This window comes from Enterobacter sp. BNK-8 (assembly GCF_048685095.1).
Taxonomy (GTDB): domain Bacteria; phylum Pseudomonadota; class Gammaproteobacteria; order Enterobacterales; family Enterobacteriaceae; genus Enterobacter; species Enterobacter quasiroggenkampii.
Map to the genome: position 1 here is coordinate 2,652,857 of NZ_JBLQTN010000001.1, position 18,806 is coordinate 2,671,662.

At 56.3% G+C, this 18,806-nt stretch carries 14 protein-coding genes; 8 read left to right on the forward strand and 6 right to left on the reverse strand.

Annotated elements, in window-relative coordinates:
- Positions 1-20: 20 nt before the first annotated feature.
- Positions 21-722 (reverse strand): phosphohydrolase, encoded by a 702-nt coding sequence (locus ACMGGU_RS12980; protein ID WP_252076961.1) that lies wholly within the window; start codon positions 720-722, stop codon positions 21-23.
- A 284-nt stretch (positions 723-1,006) separates the two neighbouring features.
- On the opposite strand from ACMGGU_RS12980, the gene ompC reads away from it, so the two are divergent.
- On the forward strand, positions 1,007-2,170 hold the full coding sequence (ompC, locus tag ACMGGU_RS12985; RefSeq protein WP_325841193.1) for a porin OmpC: 1,164 nt from the start codon (positions 1,007-1,009) through the stop codon (positions 2,168-2,170).
- 57 nt (positions 2,171-2,227) lie between these two features.
- On the opposite strand, the gene ACMGGU_RS12990 is transcribed toward ompC, so the two are convergent.
- The gene (locus ACMGGU_RS12990; RefSeq protein WP_048223889.1) at positions 2,228-3,091 is read right to left on the reverse strand and encodes an N-acetylmuramic acid 6-phosphate etherase; all 864 of its coding nucleotides are present in this window, start codon (positions 3,089-3,091) and stop codon (positions 2,228-2,230) included.
- Positions 3,092-3,256: 165 nt separating this feature from the next.
- On the opposite strand from ACMGGU_RS12990, the gene ACMGGU_RS12995 reads away from it, so the two are divergent.
- Together ACMGGU_RS12995 and dcuR are read left to right on the forward strand one after the other, a co-directional pair.
- Positions 3,257-4,873: a sensor histidine kinase gene (locus ACMGGU_RS12995; RefSeq protein WP_048223891.1), complete on the forward strand. Its 1,617-nt coding sequence runs from the start codon at positions 3,257-3,259 to the stop codon at positions 4,871-4,873.
- Positions 4,870-5,589, forward strand: a complete 720-nt coding sequence (gene dcuR, locus ACMGGU_RS13000) for a two-component system response regulator DcuR (protein ID WP_045908149.1) — start codon at positions 4,870-4,872, stop codon at positions 5,587-5,589. Before ACMGGU_RS12995 ends, dcuR begins: the two co-directional genes overlap by 4 nt.
- On the opposite strand, the gene ACMGGU_RS13005 is transcribed toward dcuR, so the two are convergent.
- Both ACMGGU_RS13005 and ACMGGU_RS13010 read right to left on the reverse strand, forming a co-directional pair.
- On the reverse strand, positions 5,570-6,532 hold the full coding sequence (locus ACMGGU_RS13005; RefSeq protein ID WP_048223892.1) for an FAD:protein FMN transferase: 963 nt from the start codon (positions 6,530-6,532) through the stop codon (positions 5,570-5,572). The two genes, dcuR and ACMGGU_RS13005, sit on opposite strands and share 20 nt — an antisense overlap.
- Before the next feature lie 94 nt (positions 6,533-6,626).
- Positions 6,627-9,407, reverse strand: a complete 2,781-nt coding sequence (locus tag ACMGGU_RS13010; protein WP_420300628.1) for a flavocytochrome c — start codon at positions 9,405-9,407, stop codon at positions 6,627-6,629.
- 608 nt (positions 9,408-10,015) lie between these two features.
- On the opposite strand from ACMGGU_RS13010, the gene ACMGGU_RS13015 reads away from it, so the two are divergent.
- Both ACMGGU_RS13015 and fumA read left to right on the forward strand, forming a co-directional pair.
- Complete coding sequence (locus ACMGGU_RS13015) at positions 10,016-11,524, forward strand: anion permease (RefSeq protein ID WP_008500292.1); 1,509 nt, start codon at positions 10,016-10,018, stop codon at positions 11,522-11,524.
- Between the two features lie 52 nt (positions 11,525-11,576).
- Entirely contained in the window at positions 11,577-13,226 is a 1,650-nt protein-coding gene (gene fumA / locus ACMGGU_RS13020) for a class I fumarate hydratase FumA (protein ID WP_420300629.1), read from the forward strand.
- On the opposite strand, the gene ACMGGU_RS13025 is transcribed toward fumA, so the two are convergent.
- On the reverse strand, positions 13,215-14,108 hold the full coding sequence (locus ACMGGU_RS13025; RefSeq protein WP_048029380.1) for a LysR family transcriptional regulator: 894 nt from the start codon (positions 14,106-14,108) through the stop codon (positions 13,215-13,217). The genes fumA and ACMGGU_RS13025 overlap by 12 nt on opposite strands.
- 106 nt (positions 14,109-14,214) lie before the next feature.
- On the opposite strand from ACMGGU_RS13025, the gene ACMGGU_RS13030 reads away from it, so the two are divergent.
- The 3 genes from ACMGGU_RS13030 to ACMGGU_RS13040 all read left to right on the forward strand — a co-directional run bounded on the left by ACMGGU_RS13030 (position 14,215) and on the right by ACMGGU_RS13040 (position 17,892).
- Complete coding sequence (locus ACMGGU_RS13030) at positions 14,215-15,513, forward strand: serine hydrolase domain-containing protein (protein ID WP_420300630.1); 1,299 nt, start codon at positions 14,215-14,217, stop codon at positions 15,511-15,513.
- Positions 15,514-15,793: 280 nt separating this feature from the next.
- Positions 15,794-17,107: an MFS transporter gene (locus ACMGGU_RS13035; RefSeq protein WP_420300631.1), complete on the forward strand. Its 1,314-nt coding sequence runs from the start codon at positions 15,794-15,796 to the stop codon at positions 17,105-17,107.
- Positions 17,104-17,892, forward strand: coding sequence for a substrate-binding domain-containing protein (locus ACMGGU_RS13040; RefSeq protein WP_420300632.1), 789 nt, complete (start codon positions 17,104-17,106; stop codon positions 17,890-17,892). The genes ACMGGU_RS13035 and ACMGGU_RS13040 overlap by 4 nt, the downstream gene beginning before the upstream one ends.
- Here the strand turns inward: ACMGGU_RS13040 and ACMGGU_RS13045 are convergent.
- Positions 17,867-18,766 carry a LysR family transcriptional regulator gene (locus ACMGGU_RS13045; RefSeq protein WP_045908141.1) on the reverse strand — a complete coding sequence of 300 codons (900 nt, stop codon included), beginning with the start codon at positions 18,764-18,766 and terminating at the stop codon, positions 17,867-17,869. The genes ACMGGU_RS13040 and ACMGGU_RS13045 overlap by 26 nt on opposite strands.
- Positions 18,767-18,806 lie beyond the last annotated feature (40 nt).

An 18,806-nucleotide genomic window follows, 5' to 3' on the forward strand; every position in this document is an offset into this window, starting at 1 on the left:
TGGGAACAGATTACCACAGTTCAGTTGCGCAAACTGCGACGGAAGCGGCTCAGCACCTGGCTATCCAGCCCGAGGCAGTCGCCGCGTAATTCGGCGCTGAGTTTCGCCATAAACTGGATCAGGAAATCGGCATTGTGACGTGCCAGTTCGCGGCCCATGTCCGTTTGCATTGTATCAGGCAAACGCAGCAGCTTGGTCTGAAAATGGTCGAGGGCAAACGCGCGGTCGTCGAGGGGACGCGCATCGGCAAAGGGATCGTCCGCGTCAAATAGCGGCACGCCCAGTGCGCCCGAGACGGCAAAAACGCGCGCCAGGCCGATAGCGCCTAACGCTTCCAGCCGGTCAGCGTCCTGCACAATTTTGGCTTCTATACTTTGCGGCGCAATACCGGCGCTGAAGCTGTGCGCCTCAATCGCGTGCGCGACGGCGGCAATATGCTCGGGTGGAAAGTCCGGGAAGTCGCGGCGCAGTATATCGCTCGTCTTGCGAGCAGCGAGCCGTGACGACTGGCTGCGTTCAGGATGGTTCTTCGGGAGGCTGACAATATCGTGAAAATAGCAGGCGGCCAGAATCACCCGCGGCTCGGCCGTGTGGTGAACCATGATTTTTTGCGCCGTCATCCACACCCGACGAAAATGCGAAATATCATGTGCAGTATCGTCGTTCTGGTGATTTTCCTTGAGCCAGCGCTCAAAGCCATGCTGCCACCGGGCCAGTTCCATCATCATGTCCTGTTGTTTAAAAGAAGGTGAATTATAACATAGCCAAATTAAATGAATTTAAAAATAGCGCTGCGAAATATTTAATAATAATTACTCCTTATAAATCCACCCCAATAATTCACAAGAAAAATAAAGAGATTAATAGAAATAATTTGAAATATTTCATCGAATTTAATTACATTTATTTTTGAAACTAAATCACAAGCCATAGAATAGTATCGAGCCTGTAATTACGGAGGGTGATTACATATATTCATATAAATTATCTTTAAAGGGAATATATAATGAAAAGAAAAGTTCTGGCATTTCTGGTACCCGCGTTATTAATGTCAGGCGCAGCGAATGCGGCTGAAATGTATAACAAAAATGGCAACAAAGTTGACCTGTACGGTAAGGTTGACGCGCGTCATACCTTCTCTGACAACCCTGGTGATGATGGCGATGAAACCTATGTACAGGTTGGTTTCAAAGGCGAAACCCAGATTACTCGCGATCTGGTCGGTTACGGTCAGTGGGAATATAAAACGTTCGCTAACGATACCGAAGGCGCGGGTGACAAATCCTTTAACCGTCTAGCCTACGCTGGCCTGAAATATGGCGAATACGGTTCATTTGATTATGGCCGTAATTACGGCGTCGTGTACGACGTTGAAGCCTGGACCGATATGCTGCCGGTATTTGGCGGTGATTCTTACACCTGGACCGATAACTTTATGAATGGCCGTGCCAACGGTCTGGCAACCTACCGTAATAGCGATTTCTTCGGTCTGGTTGAAGGTCTGAATTTCGCGCTGCAGTATCAGGGTGCGAATGAAGGTGCTAACGCTGATGAAAATCAGGAAGGCACCAAAAACGGACATAACAGCGTTCGTTTCCAGAACGGTGACGGCTTCGGTATGTCTACCTCCTATGACTTCTCAGGCGATCTCTCCGGCCTGAGCCTGGGTGCGGCGTACTCTTCTTCTGATCGTACTAATGAGCAGGAAGCGGCAGGCCAATACAACGCGCATTATGCGAGCGGTAAAACAGCTGAAGCGTGGACCCTTGGCGCGAAATACGACGCCAACAACGTCTATCTGGCAATGATGTACGCTGAAACCCGCAACATGACGCCATACGGTGATTATGGTATCGCGGATCAGACTCAGAACTTCGAAGCGGTAGCACAGTACCAGTTCGACTTCGGCCTGCGTCCATCCCTGGCATGGGTTTACTCTAAGGGCAAGGACATGACCTATCCAGGCAACGCCAGCAACCCTCAGGGTCAGCATGGAGACATGGACCTGGTTAACTACATCGACCTGGGCATGACCTACAGCTTCAACAAGAACTTCTCCACCTATGTTGACTACAAAATCAACATGCTGGATAACGATGAAAGCTTCTACGAAGCCAACGGTATTTCCACCGACGACATCGTTGGCGTCGGCATGACCTACCAGTTCTAATCTTTAAAAATACCAAAGGCCGCATCTGCGGCCTTTTTTATTTCTTCGCGGTCTGTGTTATGGCGCTTCCTGCAGCGCCACGCGGATGAACCCGTTATTCTGCGCCAGCAGTTCATGGGCTTTCCACGCATCCAGCCCTGTCAGCGCCATCAATACCGCCGTTTTACAGTGATGGTTACAGCTCTCCAGCGCGGCTTTTGCCTCCGCCCGGGAGCATCCCCCTGCTTCCATCACAATGGCGATTTGGCGTTCGGCCCATTTGGTACTGCTTGCCTCGAGATCCACCCGCAGGTTGCTGTAAACGCGTCCGGTTCGAACGGCCAGCCCGGTAGCGATCATCGAGAGGATCATTTTCTGCGCAATCCCCGCTTTGGTGTTGAGATAGCCGGCCACCACATCGGCCCCCAGTTCGGGAGCAATAACCATACTCGCCAGCTGCGCGGCTTCACTTTGCGCATCACCGGTAATAACGGCGACCGGCGCCCCCAGCGACCATGCATGGCGCATTGCCCCCCACACCCACGGTGTTTTTCCGCTGACGGTCACGGCCAGCATCATATCGTGTTCACCAAACTTAATGGCCTGCAGATCGGCAACGCCGCGCTCGTAGCTCCCTTCCCCCTCTTCTGCCGTGACGGCCACCACAGGGGTTTTGCCCGGCGCATAGTCATCAGCAACCTGTTGCGCGACCCGACCAGACGGTCCCGCCCCGACAATCACCAGACGGCCACCGTGATTGAGGGTCGCGGCAGCGTTATCCACCGCGCGGGCAATCACAGGTAAGCAAGGGGTGAGCGCAGCAGAAATGAGTGCATCATCCTGGTGAATGACTTTCAGCATGTCCAGCGTGGACAATCGATCGATATTCATCGTGCTGGCGTGCCGTCTTTCCTTGACCGAACCGGTAAGCAGAATGCTCATAAACAGCCTCCTTATTATGAGTACCCACACACTATAAAGTGTTTTATATAGATGACCTGCGAGGAGGGTCACGAAAAGAGGACCAAATCCACGCCTTTACATGGCTTTAAGAAAAGCGCGTCATCGGCGATAATTACCCCCTTACTTAATCATCGCGGAGTATTGATGAGCGATTTGCAGCCTTTCCTTCCGACGCGCAAGCGCCCCATGAAACTCAATACGCTGGTCACGCTGATGGTATGCGCGATTATCGGTTCAGTGCTGCTGGTGGTCTTTGCGCTCTATTCGGTGCAAATCACCCGCGCCACACGCGATGATGTCAAAGACACCGCGCTCGGCATTGCCCGCACCCTCGCCGACAGCCCCGAGATACAGCGCGGCCTGATGCAGGCGCCGCAGGAGAATATTATTCAGCCCATCGCCCAGGCGGTGACGAAACGAAACGATCTGCTGTTCACCGTGGTCACCGATATGCGCGGGATCCGCTATTCTCACCCGAACGAGGCGCTGCTGGGGCTGCATTTTATCGGCGACGATTTAACGCCCGCGCTGGAAGGCAAAGAGAACGTATCGGTTAACCGGGGTGCGCTCGCCGAAGCGCTGCGCGTATTTACCCCCGTCTACGACGGCCAGCACGAGCAGATTGGCGTGGTGGTGGTCGGTATCTCCCTCAATAAGGTGGAAGAGCAGATTACCCGCGGGCGGCTAAACGCCGTCTGGACCATTTTGTTCAGCATTTTTATGAGTTCGATGGCGATTTGGGGTCTGGTGCGGGTCCTGAAACGCATCCTGTTCGGACTCGAACCCTATGAAATTTCCGCCCTGTTCGAACAGCGCCAGGCGATGCTGCAGTCGCTTCGTGAGGGGGTGCTGGCCGTTGATATTCACGGGCGCGTGACGATGATTAATCAGACCGCCAGAGAAATATTGCTTCTCCCGTCCGGCAAGCAGACCGAAAACACCAGCGCCCCCCTGCTGGCCAGCCTGCGTGACGTCTCGAAGACGGGCATCGCGCGCCAGGATCAGGAGATCAGCTGCAACGGCCGGCTATTGCTGTGCAACATGGTCCCGGTAAAAAGTCAGGATCGGGTGATCGGCGCCATCACCACCTTCCGTGATAAAACGGAAATCAGCCAGCTGATGCAGCGTATTGATGGCATGGTGAATTACGTCGATGCCCTGCGCGCCCATACACACGAGTTTATGAATAAACTGCATGTGATCCTGGGCCTGCTGCACATGAAGCGCTACGACAAGCTGGAAGAGTACATCCTGCAGACGGCACATCATTACCAGACGGATATCGGTACGATACAGAGCAAGGTAAAATCCCCGGTGGTAGCCGGGTTCCTGCTGGGTAAAATCAACCGGGCGAAAGAAGCGGGCGTCACCCTGACGCTGGCGGATGAAAGCCAGATACCGGATACCGCAAGTGAAGAGCAGGTCGCGGTGCTGATCACCGCGCTGGGCAACCTCATTGAAAACGCGCTCGACGCGATGGAAGGACAGCAGGAAGGTGAGATTGGCCTGCTGCTGCATTATCAAAATGGCTGGCTCAGCTGTGAAGTCAGCGACGATGGCCCCGGCATTGATCCCACTCAGCTGGAGTCTATTTTTACAAAGGGCTTCTCAACAAAAGGCGACAACCGCGGCGTTGGGCTGTTCCTTGCTCGCCAGCAGATTCAGAACCTTGGCGGCGATATCAGCGTCGAGTCTGAGCCCGGCGTATTTACCCAATTTTTTGTTCACATCCCCTGGGATAGCGAGAGGAATATCGCGTGATAAATGTATTAATTGTCGATGATGACGCCATGGTGGCCGACCTCAACCGTCTGTACGTCAACCGTGTTGAAGGCTTTACCTGCTGTGGCGTCGCCTCCACGCTAAACCAGGCCGAGGCCATCATTAATGACCCCAGCCATCCTGTCGATCTGGTGCTGCTGGATGTCTATATGCAGCAGGATAACGGGCTGGATCTGCTGCCCGTCATTCGAGCATCCGGCCGCCCAATCGATGTGATCATGATCACCTCGGCCGCCGACGCCGCCACGATCCAGACCTCCATCCATTATGGCGTGGTGGATTATCTGATAAAGCCGTTCCAGTTCCCGCGCTTTGAAGAGGCGCTGAACGGCTGGAAGGCAAAGCACAGCCTGATGGGGTCGCATCAGTATTACGAGCAGGCGGACGTCGACCGTCTGATCCACGGCGGGGCACCGGAACTGGCAGACAGCAAAAAGCTGCCGAAAGGGTTAACGCCGCAAACGCTGCGCACGATTTGCCAGTGGATTGACGCACACCCGGAGACGGAGTTTTCTACTGATGACCTGGCAAACGCGGTCAATATTTCCCGCGTGTCCTGCCGCAAATATCTGATTTGGCTGGCGCAAATCAATATTCTGTTCACCAGCATTCACTACGGCGCTACCGGGCGTCCGGTGTATCGCTACCGTCTCCAGCCGGAGCAGACGGGCCTGCTCAAGCAATACTGCCAGTAACGCGGTAGGTATCGTCCAGCAGGGTAAAGCGGAAGTGGTGTGCTGAAGAGAACACCACTTCTTTTGTTTTGGTCACAAAGATCGCTTCTATGTCTGGACGCGCACGCAGCGCGGCGCAGCCCTTCTCCACGCCCATGCCGTACATCAGCGTGGTCCAGATATCGCCATCGATGGAATCTTTTGAAATGATGGTCACGCTGTCCAGTTCGTTGTCCAGCGGATACCCGGTGCGCGGATCGAGAATGTGGTGATAGCGTTTGCCGTTGTGCTCAAAGTAGCGCTCGTACGTTCCCGACGTCACGACGGAGAGGTTCTCGACGACCATCGTGCCGATCAGCGCATCCCCGGCGAACGGTTTTTTCAGCCCAACGCTCCAGCCCCCTTCCGGGGAGCCTAAGGTCTGAATGTTTCCGCCAAGGTTAATCAGCCCCAGCTCAGCGCCCTCTTTACGCAGGTAATCCCGCACCCTGTCGGCGATATAGCCTTTGGCAATCGCCCCCAGATCGATCTCCATCCCCGCCCGGGTCAGAAACACGCTGCTGCTGGCCTCATCAAGGAGAACATCCTCTGGACGGGTAATTGCCAACAGCGACGTGATTTCATCGGCAGGCGGAACGCTGTCCCCCTGAAAACCAATCTTCCAGCGCTTCACCAGCGGACCGATTGCCAGATTAAAGGCGCTGTCCTTGAGGAGGCTTGCCGCTTTTGCACAGCGGATCAGATCAAACACTGGCCGACTGACGGTGACCGGATGCTGGCCGGCCGCATGGTTGATGTCCATCACCTGCGAGTGCGCGCGGTTGACAGTGAGCAGGTCTTCATACTGTTTGATCAGGCGAAACACGCGGGACGCGAGGGCTTCGTCATGGGAAAAGAGCTTCAGGAGGATGGGTGACCCCATCAGGACGGCGGAGTAACTGTAAACGCGATGGCTATCAGGCATGGCAGGAGTCCTCAGCTGTAGCCCCGGCTGGCACCGCGCCGCCGGGGAAAATGCCGGATAACGCTGCGCGTATCCGGCCTGGGAAGCAGGAGCCTTACCTCATTTTCGAACGCAGAGCCGCCTGATGTCCTGCAAGGGTACCAAAAATAATGATATCTGCCACCGCGTTACCGCCGATACGGTTAGCACCGTGGATCCCGCCGACCACTTCACCGGCTGCAAACGCGCCTGGCAGCACGTTGTGGTTGCTGTCCAGCACGCAGGTTTCGGTGTTGATGGTCACGCCGCCCATGGTGTGGTGCACGCCCGGCGCAATCTGAATGGCGTAGAATGGCCCTTCATTGATGGGCGCACGCAGCGCGGTGGTACGACCAAAGTCGTCATCATGCTGTTTTTCAACGAAACCGTTATAACGTTCCAGGGTCGCCAGGAAAGCGTGGTAATCCATGCCGAGCGCTTCCGCCAGGGCTTTCGGCGAGCTGGCGCTGGTCACGAAGCCTTTGGCAATGTACTCATCCGCGGCTTTGTTTTTGGCGCGTACATGCTCGTCAAAGACGATGTAAGCGTATTTCTCCGGCAGGGCGATGATTGACGCCGAGACTTTATCGCGGGTCGACATTTCGTTGTAGAAGCGTTCCCCTTTCTGATTGACCAGAATCGCCCCGCCCCCGCGGATGGATTCGGAAATCAGGTACGAGGTTTTCTGCTCTACGGTCGGGTGAATTTGAATCTCGCCCATATCGACAGTGCCAGCCCCGATACGCTCCAGCAGCGCGATACCGCCACCGGTCGCCCCTTTATGGTTGGTGGTGACGAAACCTTCCAGATCCGGACGGTATTTCACGACCATCTGGCTGTTAGCGCTGAAGCCGCCGGTTGCCACAATCACGCTTTTCGCTGCCACGGTGATGGTTTCATTCTCTTCGGTGGTCAGGCGCACGCCGGTGACTTCACCGTTTTCGAAGAGAATGTCGCTGACGGAAGTATCCAGCATCACCTCGATGTTGCGTTTGTTGACGTTACGCACCAGGCCGCTAATCAGGTAACCGCCCACCGCAGAACCGTCTTTTGGACGGTGAGTACGGTCGATGCTCATCCCGCCGGTGGTGGTGATGTCGTTCAGCATGATGCCGCGGGTTGCCAGCCACTCAATTGCCTGCGGCGCGTTCTCGACGAAGCGGCGCAGCAGTTCAGGGTTGTTCTTGTTGCCGCCACCTTTCAGGCTTTCCTGGTAGAACAGCTCTTTGCTGTCCTGAATGCCCTTCACGCGCTGGAAGCGGGTTTCGGCGGCGTTCATCCCGGCAGAGGCTTTAATGGTGTTCCCGCCGATGGTTGGCATTTTCTCAACAATCAGCACGCTCGCGCCTTCGTCGTGAGCCTGAATCGCCGCCGCCAGACCGGCGCCGCCGCTGCCGACAACCACCACGTCCACGCTGCGGGTTTCGTTCGGGTCAACGCCCTCTTCCGCTGCCCGTGCTTTGCTGGATTTCAGCATCGCTTTAGAGACCGCTTTCTTCACCGCTTCACTCTGGCTGGTTGCGCCGGTGATGGCATCCACATGCGGGGTATTGGCATCCAGAATGCGGGTGCGGATCTCTTCAAAGCTGGTGACGAACTCAACGTCTTCGCTCGGGCCAGACGCCAGCTCGATGTCCGCAATGCGGTCAGTCTCCAGGCTGACGTTAATCACCAGCTCGTTCGCGTCGTCCTGCACCTTCTCGGTGAACATGCCCGGTTTGAATTTTGATTCGCCCATGCTCATGTCGCGGATCATCGCTTCCACCAGCGAGAAGCGCCACAGCGGTTCAGGAATGTTCAGCGCCTCGCGCTGGGTGCTGTCCATAAACAGCTCCAGCGTTTCCCCGGCCGCGATGCGGTCGGTCCAGTCCGGATAGGCGATGGTGGCACGGCCCACGGCAATCAGGTCGTAACCGTGTTCCAGCGCTTCATTGGCATCGGCGGCATTCACCACGCCACCCACGCCCATGACCGGAACCTGCGCCAGCGTTTCAGAACGCATCGCGCAGTATTTTTCGATAAGCGGCGTTGGGTCCTGGGTGTCGACAATGGAAGGACGCAGGGTCGCGCCGACGGAGAAGTGCAGGTAATCCACGCCGCGCGCCGCCAGTTTTTCCAGCAGGTACATGGTGTCTTCAAAGCGGATGCCCGGCACTTCCAGCTCTTCGGGGGAGAAGCGGTAGCCAATAATAAAAGCGTCGTCCGCGTACTGGCGCACCATTTTGTGGGTGATATCCAGAACCGCCAGCGGGAACTTCGCGCGATTATCGCGGCTGCCGCCCCACTCGTCGTCACGCTGGTTAGAGTTTGGCGAATAGAATTGCTGAATCAGATAGGTGTTTGCCCCGTGGATTTCCACGCCGTCGAAGCCGGCCTGGATGGCGCGGCGCACCGCTTCACCAAACTTGCCGATCATGCCATCGACTTCTTCGCCAGTCAGCGCCACTGGCGTTGCTGCGCCCTCACGCGGCGCGGCAACGGCGCTTGGGCCAACCGGCGTACGGCCACCGATCAGTTTCGGGTCAACCATGCGGCCGCCGTGGTAGATCTGCAGCAGAGCCTTAGAGCCTTTGGATTTAATCGCCTCCGCGATTTTCGCCAGCCCGGCAATTTTCTCATCATTATCAATCCCGATCGCGCCCGGGAAGGCCAGACCGAGATCGTCGACGAAGCAGCACTCCACAATGATGGTGCCGATACTGCCGGAACGGGCACGATAGTACTCCACCAGTTCACTGGTAACGGTGCCGTCGTAATAGCCGGTGCAGGTGGTCATAGGGGCCATTAACAAACGGTTTTTCAGTTCAGTGCCATTCGGTAATGTGAAGGGGCTAAGAATACGTTCGTTAGTGCTCATATTAGAAACTCCAAACTTTTAAAAAATTAAGAATTCGTTATCGGATTAGTTTTTAGTTCGTCGTTATTTGCCGATGTCATGATATTAATATAATGATTTTTTTAGTTTCTAAAGTTATTACGTTAGTTAAAAAACTATTTAATCCCTGCAATAACACAAATAACACATTGGTGTTAGCGAATGTAATTCAGTCATTCACAATAATTTAAAATTCGTTAAATAAAAATTGGTAAAACCAATTTCTATAACGCTTGCAAAATCATTAAAAACAATAAGATACAAAACAAAGAAAAAATAGATGTTACGAAAATGATAAAACAAACCAATAAAACAGGTAATACCCACATACGCCTGAGTGGTTATTAATAAAAGCATAAAAATAACTCTGCAATTCTGTTTTTTTGATCGCGATCAATAGTTATGGCATCCAAAAGCGCAATATAAAAACATCATCATTTTTTAATTTAGCGCCACCATAAAAGCGTTGAATTGCTATTACTGAAAATACAAAACCGCACCTTTAATAACTAAAAAAAGCAAAGAAACTTAAGAAAGTGATTTTGTTTTTTCAGTACGACCGAATCTTTGACAACTTAAGACGTGAAACTATGAATACAAAAACTGCTGTAACGCCCCCTGTGGCGAACCAGGCATCAAATGGAAACGCAAAACGTCTGCTGATGATGGCACTGCCCGTCATCGTCGCCGTACTGCTGCTGTTTGTTCCGGTACCGGAAGGTCTGCCTCCTTACGCATGGCACTATTTCGCTATCTTCGTTGGCGTGATCGTCGGTTTGATCTTCGAACCGCTGCCGGGTGCGGTGATCGGTCTGACCGGCGTGGTCGCCATTGCCCTGTGCAGCCAGTGGGTGCTGTTCAGTCCTGAACAGCTGGCTGATCCGAAATTCAAGCTGGCAGGCGCCTCCTTTAAGTGGGCGGTGAGCGGGTTTGGTAACTCGACCGTCTGGCTGATTTTCGGTGCCTTCATGTTCGCCGCAGGCTATGACAAAACCCGCTTCGGCCGCCGTCTGGCGCTGATTCTGGTGAAATACCTCGGCCGTCGCAGCCTGACGCTCGGTTACGCGATTACGTTTGCTGACCTGCTGCTGGCACCGTTCACCCCGTCCAACACCGCGCGCAGCGGCGGGACCATCTACCCGATTATCGCTAACCTGCCGCCGCTGTACGGTTCTAAACCGAACGACCCAAGCGCGCGTAAAATTGGTTCGTACCTGATGTGGGTGGCGATCACCGCGGCCTGTATCACCAGTTCAATGTTCCTCTCCGCCCTCGCGCCGAACCTGCTGGCGCTGGCGCTGGTGAAAAGTACGGTTGGGATCGATATCTCCTGGGGTACCTGGTTCCTCGCCTTCCTGCCGCTGGGTATCCTGCTGATTCTGGCCATGCCGCTGCTGGCCTACTGGTTCTACCCGCCAGAAGTGAAGGTGAACAACGAAGTGCCGCTGTGGGCGACCCGTGAGCTGGAAAAACTGGGCAAACTGTCCCGCAATGAAATCCTGCTGCTGGTGTTCGTATGCTGTGCGCTGCTGATGTGGATCTTCGCCGCCGCGTGGATTGAACCCGCTATGGCTGCCCTGCTCATCGTCGGCCTGATGCTGTGGACCGGCGTGCTGGAGTGGAACGATATCACCGGTAACAAAGCCGCGTGGAACACCTTCGTCTGGTTCGCCACCCTGGTTGCGCTGGCGGACGGCCTCTCCTCTACCGGCTTTATCAGCTGGCTGGGTAAAGAAGGCGGTCTGTTAATGAGCGGTATCTCTCCGGGCGTGGCGACCATCGTCCTGCTGCTGGCGTTCTACCTGCTGCACTACCTGTTTGCCAGCACCACCGCGCACACCACGGCGCTGCTGCCAGCGATGCTGACCATCGCCTCCACCATTCCGGGCATGAATATGGAAGTGTTCGTTCTGCTGATGGTGACCTCGCTGGGCGTGATGGGGATCATCACCCCGTACGGTACTGGCCCAAGCCCGATCTACTACGGTAGCGGCTACCTGCCAACCAAAGACTACTGGCGCCTCGGCACCATCTTCGGTGCCATCTTCCTGGCGGCCCTGCTGCTGATTGGCTATCCGTGGATGTCCATGATGTTCTGATTTCTGACCGCCGGGGCCTTCCTCCGGCGGTTTTATTTTTGTGGAGCAAGCTATGTCAAACAAACCGTTTATCTACCAGAACCCCTTCCCTCTTGCGCATGACGACACCGAATACTACCTGCTGACCAAAGAGCACGTCTCCGTTGCCGAGTTCGAAGGCCAGGAAATCCTGAAAGTGGAGCCGGAAGCGCTGACCCTGCTGGCCCAGCAGGCCTTCCACGACGCCGCATTTATGCTGCGTCCTTCCCACCAGAAGCAGGTTGCCGCCATCCTCAACGACCCGGAAGCCAGCCAGAACGATAAGTACGTTGCCCTGCAGTTCCTGCGCAACTCCGAAATCGCGGCCAAAGGCGTGCTGCCGACCTGCCAGGATACCGGCACCGCGATCATCATGGGTAAAAAAGGCCAGCGCGTCTGGACTGGCGGCGGTGACGAAGCGGCCCTGAGCCAGGGCGTGTATAACACCTACATTGAAGACAACCTGCGCTACTCCCAGAATGCGGCGCTGGATATGTATAAAGAAGTGAATACCGGTACCAACCTGCCCGCGCAGATCGATCTCTACAGCGTGGACGGCGACGAGTACAAATTCCTGTGCATGGCGAAAGGCGGCGGCTCTGCCAACAAAACCTATCTCTACCAGGAAACCAAAGCGCTGATCACCCCGGCTAAGCTGAAAAATTACCTGGTTGAGAAGATGCGTACCCTGGGTACCGCAGCCTGCCCGCCGTACCACATTGCCTTTGTTATCGGCGGAACCTCGGCGGAAGCCACGCTGAAAACCGTGAAGCTGGCTTCCACGCGCTACTACGACGCGCTGCCAACGGAAGGCAACGAACACGGCCAGGCGTTCCGCGATGTTCAACTGGAACAGGAGCTGCTCCAGGAAGCACAGAACCTCGGTCTCGGCGCGCAGTTTGGCGGTAAATACTTCGCCCACGACATCCGCGTGATCCGCCTGCCGCGCCACGGCGCGTCCTGCCCTATTGGCATGGGGGTTTCCTGCTCCGCGGACCGCAACATCAAAGCGAAAATCAACCGCGACGGGATCTGGATTGAGAAGCTGGAGCACAACCCGGGCCAGTACATTCCTGAATCGCTGCGCCAGCAGGGCGAAGGCGACGTGGTCAGCATCAACCTGAACAAGCCGATGAATGAGATCCTGGCGCAGCTTTCTGCGCACCCGGTCTCTACCCGCCTGTCGCTGAACGGAACCATCATCGTGGCGCGCGACATCGCCCACGCGAAGCTGAAAGAGCTGATCGACAACGGTGAAGAACTGCCGCAGTACGTCAAAGATCATCCGATTTACTACGCGGGCCCGGCCAAAACGCCGGAAGGCTACGCGTCTGGCTCACTCGGTCCAACCACTGCAGGGCGCATGGATTCGTATGTGGACTTACTGCAATCCCACGGCGCGAGCATGATCATGCTGGCAAAAGGTAACCGCAGCCAGCAGGTGACGGACGCCTGCCATAAGCACGGCGGCTTCTACCTGGGCAGCATCGGCGGCCCGGCGGCGGTGCTGGCGGAAAACAGCATTAAGAGCCTGGAGTGCGTCGCGTATCCTGAGCTGGGCATGGAAGCCATCTGGAAAATTGAAGTCGAGAACTTCCCGGCGTTTATCCTGGTGGATGACAAAGGCAACGATTTCTTCCAGCAGATCCAGAACCAGCAGTGTAAAGGCTGTTCACAGCGCTGAGTGCTTCCATACGTCCGGCAAGAGCGACAGCGTTTCAGCGATCGTGCTGCGCTTGTCGCTCCCCGGCTTCCAGATGGTGACCATCGTCTGACCAATCCCCTGGCTGCCCACTTCGGTGTGCAGCCTTTTTACGTTTTGCCACTGCCCGGCGTGAAAATGCGTCGGTAAGAATCCCCAGCCGCAGCCGCGCTCCAGCAAACCGCGCAGCATCTCCGGTTCATTGGTAAAGAGGGTATGCCCGGAAATCTGCAGGCGGCGCGCCACCGGCTCGTCCGAGGCGGGGTGCATGACGACCTGGGGCACCAGGGAGAGATCGAGCAGCGACAGAGGCGAAGAACGGTCAGCAAACAGCCCGCTGGCGGCATAAAAATCCATATCGATGGCACCCAGGGCGCGCCACTCCATATCATTGCCCACGCTGCGGTTGCGTGCCTGGCAGATGGCGAGATCCGCGTCGTTGTTCGCCAGCAGCCGTTCCGATTCATCCCGCGAGGCGCAAATAAGGCTCAGGCGGATTTTTCGCACCGCCATTTCAGCAATCACCCCGTGCAGAAAGGCTCTGGGCGTAAAAGGATCGTAGACCAGCGTCAGGTCCTGCGTGGCACCGTGCGGCACCTCTCTGGCAAACGCCTCAAAGGCTTTTACCTGCCGCATCAGCAGGTGCGCCTGGCGCTGAAGCTGCTCCCCTTCGGGCGTGAGCCGCAGGGTGCGGCCGTCGCGAATAAACAGCGCGTAGCCTAACCCATCCTCAAGAAAATCAACCAGATCGCGAAGCGTCGTTCGGTCCTTCTTCAGCGCCACCGCGGCTTTACTCAGGCTCCCGTTCTCGGCCACGGCAGTAAATGCCTCGAGCTGTGCAAAAGAGTAAATCAGTCCCGCCACGCTACGCTCCTTCTGTTTTTTGGGGGGATTTTCCCCCGCTACGCGTTTTTTATTATAGCCCCGGGGTTTTTAAACTGAAGCCGTTCCTAACCTGTAAGAGACGGATATGAAAAACAGAAAAGTAAACCATGCCCTGCTGGCGGGCCTTGTCTTCAGCACCCTGATCTCCCCTGCGGCAGTGGCGGCCTGTAAAGGCACCGACCTCAGCGCCTGCCCAGCCCCCTTCGACACCACGCTGCCTGACCCCCATAAAATGCTCACCTGGAGCCAGGCCGATCGCGTGGTGGGCTTTCGCAATGTCTACCGCAACTACGCCGGGGATCGTTTCCGCCACGGTAACGCCGTGCCGCTGCAAATGTCGGACAAGCCGCTCACGGACGCACACTATCAGGTCAACGGCAGGCGCTACGGCCTTCAGGAGTACCTTCAGCGCCAGAACGTCAGCGGCATGCTGGTGCTGAAGGACGGCAAAATCGCCTGGAAGTATCTTGGAGAGGGCAATACCGACTCGACGCTCTGGACCTCACGCTCGGTTGGGAAATCGGTGGTATCGGCGCTGGTGGGCGTGGCCCTCAAAGAGGGAAAGATCCACTCGCTTGACGATCGGATCACGCGTTATGAACCCGACCTGAAAGGTACCGCGTGGGATGGCGTGACGCTCAGACAGCTGATCACCCATACCTCCGGCGTGGCCTGGAACGAGGATTACACCAACCCCCACTCCGACTTTGCGCAGCTCACCGAGTGCGAGGCGAAGCCGGGTACCTATGACTGCGTGCGCAAGCTGGTGAAGGGGCTGCGCAGGGCACACCCGGCCGGAGAGAACTGGTCTTACTCTTCGGGTGGCGCCTGGCTGCTGGGTGACGTGCTGGAGCGGGCCACCGGCATGACGCTCGCAGCCTATCTGGAGAAAAGCATCTGGCAGCCTTACGGCATGGCGAGCGACGGCGTGTGGCATGCCTACAGCAAAGGCCAGCACGACGTCGGCGCGCACGGCTTTAACGCCACGCTGGAGGACTGGGGACGCTTCGGGCAATTTATCCTGAACAACGGTAGGCTGCCGAACGGTAAGACCATCCTGCCGGAAAACTGGATCCGGCAGTCGTCAGACTGGACGAAGGCCAAAGGCTCGGTATCAGACGCCCATCCCGAGGGGCTGTACGGCTTTCAGTGGTGGAACAATGAAGTGCCCGCGAACGCCACGGGCGTAGAGCCAACGGCACAGGATTCGCTAAAAGGTTCGCTGTGGGCGCTGGGCATTTTCGGGCAGATGATCGTGGTGAACCCGAAGGAAAATCTGGTCATCGTCCAGTGGTCTACCTGGCCGCAGGCGGAGCCGTCCTTCAGCGCCCAGCCGCTGGAAGCTTCTCTGATGTTTAGCGCGATTGCCAGGGCGCTGCGCTAAAATGCATCCGCCGGGTAATGAAGCGGTTACCCGGCGCATTCTGAAATGCGCCTCTGCGCCACATCACAAAATCGCAATATCAGAGACTTACAGATTACTGGTGAATAAAAAGCCAACGGTTTGTTAAGTTATTGTTGCCATTAATTGTATTTATCTGCCGAATTATATTCATGCAAGAAATGCATCAGTCGATGCGGCATTTGCGCTTATCTAATTCCTCATCCTGATCCAGTTTTCAGAAACAGACGCGTAAAACGTCAACAATAAACTGGAGATAACCATGTTTTCCTCAACCTCACCTGCAACCGTACGGTCGAAAGCGGGCGCGATACTTCGCGTCACGTCCGGCAACTTTCTTGAGCAATTCGATTTCTTTCTGTTCGGCTTCTATGCCACCTACATCGCCCACACGTTCTTCCCGGCGAGCAGTGAATTTGCGTCGCTGATGATGACCTTCGCCGTCTTCGGCGCGGGCTTTTTGATGCGTCCAATCGGGGCAATTGTGCTTGGCGCGTATATCGACAAGGTGGGGCGCAGAAAGGGGCTGATTGTCACGCTGTCCATCATGGCGGCGGGGACCTTCCTGATCGTGCTTATTCCGTCTTATCAAAGCATCGGTCTGTGGGCACCGCTGCTGGTGCTGACGGGCCGTCTGCTGCAGGGCTTTTCCGCCGGCGCGGAGCTTGGGGGCGTGTCGGTCTATCTGGCTGAAATCGCCACGCCGGGCCGCAAGGGTTTTTACACCAGCTGGCAGTCCGGTAGCCAGCAGGTCGCCATTATGGTCGCCGCCGCAATGGGCTTTGCGCTGAACGCGATGCTGGAAGAGAGCGCCATCCGCGAATGGGGCTGGCGCATCCCGTTCCTGTTCGGCTGTTTAATCGTGCCGTTTATCTTCTTCCTGCGCCGCAAGCTGGAAGAGACGGAAGAGTTCAGCGCGCGTCGCCATCATCTTAAGATGCGTCAGGTCTTTAAAACGCTGCTTGGCAACTGGCAGGTGGTGGTCGCGGGCATGCTGATGGTGGCGATGACCACCACCGCGTTCTATCTGATCACCGTCTACGCCCCCACCTTTGGCAAAAAGGTGCTGATGCTGAGCGCGTCAGACAGTCTGCTGGTCACGCTGCTGGTGGCGATCTCTAACTTCATCTGGCTGCCGGTGGGCGGTGCCCTGTCGGACCGTTTCGGCCGCAAGCCGGTGCTGATTGCCATGACCCTGCTGGCGCTGGCGACCAGCTACCCGGCCCTGACGCTGCTGGCGAACGCGCCCAGCTTCTCGATGATGCTGAGCGTGCTGCTGTGGCTCTCCTTCCTCTACGGCCTCTATAACGGCGCAATGATCCCGGCGCTGACGGAAATTATGCCGGCTGAAGTGCGCGTGGCGGGCTTCTCGCTGGCTTACAGCCTGGCAACGGCGGTCTTTGGCGGCTTTACCCCGGTCATGTCCACCGCGCTGATTGAATACACCGGCGACAAAGCCTCGCCGGGCTACTGGATGAGCTTCGCCGCGGTATGTGCCCTGCTGGCGACGCTCTACCTCTACCGCCGCCGCGCGGTATCGCTGCAAAACACCGTCAAGTCAGAGGGGACAATATGAAACGCACTTATCGCTATACCACCAGCGCGCTGGTGCTGACGTTCCTGAGCGTCAATGCCTTTGCCCAGGACGTGAAGGTGATGATCTCAGGCGGTTTTAAAGCCGCCCTTGAAAAGCTGGCCCCGGAATATGAACACCGGACCGGGGATAAAATTGTGATCATCCCCGGTCCCTCAATGGGCAATACGCCGCAGGCGATCCCAAACCGACTGGCGCGCGGCGAGAAGGCCGACGTGGTGATTATGGTGGGCGATGCGCTGGAGAAGCTCGAAAAGGCCAGCCAGACCCAGCCGGGTTCGCGAACGGAACTCGCGGATTCTCCCGTTGGCATGGTGGTAAAAAAAGGAGCGAAAGTACCTGATATCAGCAGCGACGCGAAACTGCGTGAAACGCTGCTGCAGGCCAGCTCCATCGCCTACTCTGACAGCGCCAGCGGCAGGTACGTCAGCCAGGCTTTATTCAAAAAGCTGGGAATAGAAAAAGAGGTGGCGGGTAAAGCGACAAAGGTCGAGCGTATTCCGGTCGCCTCAGAAGTGGCCAAAGGAAAATACACCCTCGGTTTCCAGCAGGTTAGCGAGCTGTTGCCGGTTCAGGGCGTCACCTTTGTCGGGAAAATCCCTGACAATGTGCAATACATCACGCGCTTCGCGGGCGCGGTTACCCGCCATGCAGAACATCCCGGGGAGGGGAAAGTGCTGTTGACCTATCTCGCCTCACCGCCCTCAAGGGCCGTCATTACGGAGACGGGGATGATCCCCGTTACGTCCGGCGATACTGCTCGGTGATCTGCTTTTCCAGTTCAGCCGCAATATAAGACTGGATGCGCCCCCGGCGCCGGATAAGCCCCACGGTGCGTTTCACTTCCGGCGCCATCAGCGGCAGATGCGTCAACAGCGTGTGCTCTGAGGTCGGCATTGACATGGCGGGAACGGCAGCGATGCCGATCCCCGCCTCAACCATACCGAGCATTGTGGTAACGTGACGTGTTTCGCAGACGCTGGGCCGCTCGGGAACGATATCCCCCAGCATCCGGTCGAGCAGATTGCGGTTGCCTGACGTTTTATCGAGGGAGATATAATCCTGCTGGTAGAACGTCTTCCATGTCAGGTGACTCTTCTGCGCCAGAGGATGATCCTTTCTGCACGCCGCGACGTAGACATCCTCCACCAGCGGGAAAAATTCGATTTCAGACGGCAGGTTTCCTGCAAAGCAGATACCAAAATCCGCCTGGCTGCGGGCCACGGCGTCAATCACATTGCCCGCGCTGCTGTCGATGAGCTTAATGCGAACACGCGGATAGCGAGACTGAAAACGCCGGATCACGTCAGGCATAAAGTAACAGGCCGCGGAAGGTACCGTGGCAACCGTGATCAGCCCCGTCCGCTCTTCGCTGGCCTTATCGACATCCGCGAGCATTGACTCAACGCTGTCGAGCAACTGTGCGGAGCGCTCGGCAAAGTTTTGTCCGTAGAGCGTCAGCGCCACGCGGCGGGTGGTGCGATCGAACAGCCTGTTTCCCAGCGCGGCTTCCAGCTTTTCAATCCTGCGGCTCAGCGCCGACTGGGATAAACAGATAGATTCAGCGGCGACACGGAAGTTACCGTATTCCACTAACGCTCTGAAAGCATAAAGATCGTTCAGGTCAAAATTCACGGGCATAGCGTCTGGATGTCCTGTCAGGGAATACGCAACAAAGTCA